At 70.6% G+C, this 3179-nt stretch carries 4 protein-coding genes; 1 reads left to right on the top strand and 3 read right to left on the bottom strand.

Features of this window, described 5'->3' with window-relative positions; all coding sequences use genetic code 11:
* Positions 1-285 precede the first annotated feature (285 nt).
* A complete protein-coding gene (locus tag ACLEQD_RS40035) occupies positions 286-714 on the top strand; it encodes a hypothetical protein (RefSeq protein ID WP_410391195.1) in 429 nt (142 codons plus the stop codon).
* A 7-nt stretch (positions 715-721) separates the two neighbouring features.
* Here the strand turns inward: ACLEQD_RS40035 and ACLEQD_RS40030 are convergent, their stop codons facing one another.
* The 3 genes from ACLEQD_RS40030 to ACLEQD_RS40020 form a co-directional block, all read right to left on the bottom strand.
* Positions 722-1681, bottom strand: coding sequence for an alpha/beta fold hydrolase (locus tag ACLEQD_RS40030; protein WP_410391193.1), 960 nt, complete (start codon positions 1679-1681; stop codon positions 722-724).
* Between the two features lie 220 nt (positions 1682-1901).
* The gene (locus tag ACLEQD_RS40025; protein WP_410391191.1) at positions 1902-2822 is read right to left on the bottom strand and encodes a serine protease; all 921 of its coding nucleotides are present in this window, start codon (positions 2820-2822) and stop codon (positions 1902-1904) included.
* A 148-nt stretch (positions 2823-2970) separates the two neighbouring features.
* Positions 2971-3179: hypothetical protein (locus ACLEQD_RS40020; protein WP_410391190.1), on the bottom strand; the 209-nt coding region annotated here is incomplete at its 5' end.

Raw genomic sequence — 3179 nt, 5'->3', positions numbered from 1 at the left:
CGGTGCTCAAGGAGCGCCCGCGCATCTCGCGGGTCAGGCTGGAACGCAGGGCGTCCCCTCCCACATCGCGGCGCAGGCGCGTGGCGGTGCTGGCATGCCCGCGCACGTCGCGGCCCAGGCGGGTGGCGGTGCTGGCATGCCCGCGCAGGTGGCGGCCCAATCCGGCGCGACGGGAGCGATGCCCCCGGCCGCGGTCGCGAGCCCCCCCGTGGCCGCGAAGCCTCGACGCCGCTCACGTTCCCGGAGGCCCAGGCGGAGCTGGCGCGCAGCTCGGACCGCGAGGACGTGGCCCGCACGGTGCTCCGGTTCGCGATGGGCAAGTGGCGCCGGTGCCTGCTGCTGTCCGTGCAGGGCAACCTCGTCACGGGCTGGCACGGCATGGGGCAGGGCGTGAACGACGAAGGCGTCCGCCGCATCGGCGTGCCGCTGCGCGACCAGAGCACCTTCCGCCTCGTGCGCGACCTGCGCTCCCACTACGTCGGCCCGGTGAAGCGCGACGCGGCGATGGGCATGTTCTACCGGCTGCTCGGCGGAGGCTTCCCCACGACCGCGGTCATCCTGCCGCTGCTGGTGCGCGGCAAGGTGGTGCACCTGCTCTACGTGGACAACGGCGCGGAGCAGTTCACCCCGCCGGACGTGGGAGAGCTGCTCATCCTGTCCCAGGGCGTCGGCCGTTCGTACGAAGCGATGATGCGGCGGCGCAAGAGCGCGTAGCTCGGGCTCACCCGTTGCCGGTGGACCGTTCCGGATCGCGAGCCAGCACGGGCAGCGCGTCGGGACGGTCCCACAGGACGAAGTGGCTGCACCCGTCCAGCTCCACCACGGTGAGCCCCGGCCTCGCGCGCACGGCGCTCTCCCGCATGGAGGCGGACTCCAGCACCCGGTCCTTCCCCGGGACGAGCACCGTGCCGCGCCGCACGTTGCCGAACACGGACGCATCGCGCGCCTGACTCCAGGCGTCGATGTCCCGCAGGTTGGCCATCATCGTCGCCACCCGCTTCGGGTTGAACGGGAAGGCCATGATCAACTCGCGCTTGCGAGCATTCTCCAGCGGCCCCCACGCGCCCCGGTTGTGCCGGGCAATCGGCGCGAGCCGCCACAACGGGATGAGGAACGGCAGCAGCCAGAGCTGCGAGGGCGTCAGGCTGCGGTAGGGACGGGCCTGCGGGAGCACGGGCGCCTCCAGCACCACCTCCACCCGCTCGAACAGGTCCGGCCGGAGCTTCGCGGCCTCCAGGACGACGGCGCCTCCGCGCGAATGTCCATGGACGCGGATGACGTCCGTCCGGGGCAGGTGCTCCAGGGCCTGCACCAGCACGGCGGCGTCGTGGGCGATGGTGCCCTCCGCCTCGGCTGGCACCTTCGCCCAGGGCGCGGGCTCCTCGCGGTGGCCGGTGATGGGCAGGTGGTAGTCGCAGCTCGTCAGCAGGATGAGCTGGAGGTCGGGCTCGCGGTAGTGGTGCGTGAAGTAGCGCATGTCGGCCACGAAGCCGTGCATCACGATGACCGTGGCGCGGGGCTGCTCGCAGCGCCGCTCCGCGATGACGGCCTTGCCCACCCGGTAGACGTGTCCGTCGAAGGGCTCGCTCGCGCGGGGCGTGCCCACCCGGTGCATCAACCACCAGCGCGCGGTGGGCACGAGCACGGCGGCGCCAGCAAGGACTCCAAGAGCGACGAACATGCATTCACCCGGGACGGAGGGGACAGGCGCCTCGCGGCGGACGGCCCGTGACACGGTGGCCATCATAAAGGCCAGGTCAGCCTCCCGCCGCCACTGGGATGAGAAGGTGCGGCCCTCCGTTGGCCCCAGGCGGTGGCGCATCGCACGAACCTGTCCGACAGTCGGACCCGTTTGGGGACCGTGCCTTCCCCGCGCCGGTAGCTGGAAGGCCCTGCGCGCCCTACCTGACGGCGCTGAGGTTTCGAATCTGCGTGTTGATCCACGGGATGTAATTGGACACCCGCGTGTAGATGCCGGGCAGCCCTGCCCGCGCACAGCCCACGCCGAAGCTCACGATGCCCTGGAGTACGTAGCCTTGAGAGCCTTTGACGACGAGCGGTCCGCCGCTGTCGCCCTGGCATGCGTCCTTGCCCCCCTGCGGATACCCAGCCCCGAGCATGGCACTCTCGTCGATGACGATTCCTTGTGACCTGTAGCTGTTGGCGACGTCCTGATGCCGGAGGACAGGGACTCCCACCTGCAGCAAGAGGCTGGACGTGTCGTAGCCCCCCTCCTGTGTCAGGCCCCAGCCCGCGACCGTCGCCATCGTGTTTTCAGCGACGCGTTCCCCGGGGGCTGGGAGGCAAACAGGGACGCGCGTGTTGCCGCCCGCGAGCCGAGGGGCCAGGTTGGGGCGCATGCCCGAGGACTGGCCGCAAGCCCCGGCGACGCTCGTGTCGAACTTGATGGGCTTGTCGAGCTTGAGGACGGCGATGTCGTTCATCGTCGTGTCCGGGTTGTACTGAGGGTGGTGGACGGCCCTCGTCACCTGGGCGCTCACTTGCGTGGACGTGGGGTGTTTCAGGTCATGCGCCCCAGCGACCGCCGTGACGTTGGAGGCACCGTCAAAGACGCAATGGGCAGCGGTGAGGACGATGTCGCTCTCCTCCTTGTTGCCCACTCGCACCAGACTGCCCCCGCAGAAATGGCTGCCGTACTGCTGCAGACTGACAATCCAGGGGAAGGAGTTCGGCCGGGCTTCGATGCCTCCCACGATCTCCTGGGCCGTGTGACCCACTGGCTCGAAGGGGGCCTGATCGGCCTCCGAACCCCCGCACCCGAGAAGACCGACAGCGACGACGACTCCGCTCATGAAGCGCATGCATCCTCCAGGTTCAAGTGCGGCGCGAGACAGCAATCGACATGCCGTGGTCATGCGCCCGGGCTGTTGGGACGAGACGCGCGCCAGGCCGTGCGACGGCACGTCGTCTTCGTCCCCGTGTGACATGTCAGCGGAGGTGCATGACGCGTCAGCCGTCCCGGAAGGCGCGTCGAGCGGGTGGCAGGGAGCAGCGGGGCTCAGCGTTCCACGGGCGCAACCGCGTCGCGTGCGCGGGCCCCGGAAGGCCCGGGCGGTCCCCGACTCCAGCGCCACCACGGAGCCCCCCCGTGGGAGGCGCGGGGCGCTCGACCATCACCACGGTGCGCTCCTCCAGCTCGATGCGTCCGCCGCCCGCTC

The sequence above is a fragment of the Corallococcus sp. 4LFB genome (assembly GCF_046520365.1).
GTDB classification, from domain to species: domain Bacteria; phylum Myxococcota; class Myxococcia; order Myxococcales; family Myxococcaceae; genus Corallococcus; species Corallococcus caeni.
This window is presented reverse-complemented; position numbering and strand designations above follow the sequence as displayed.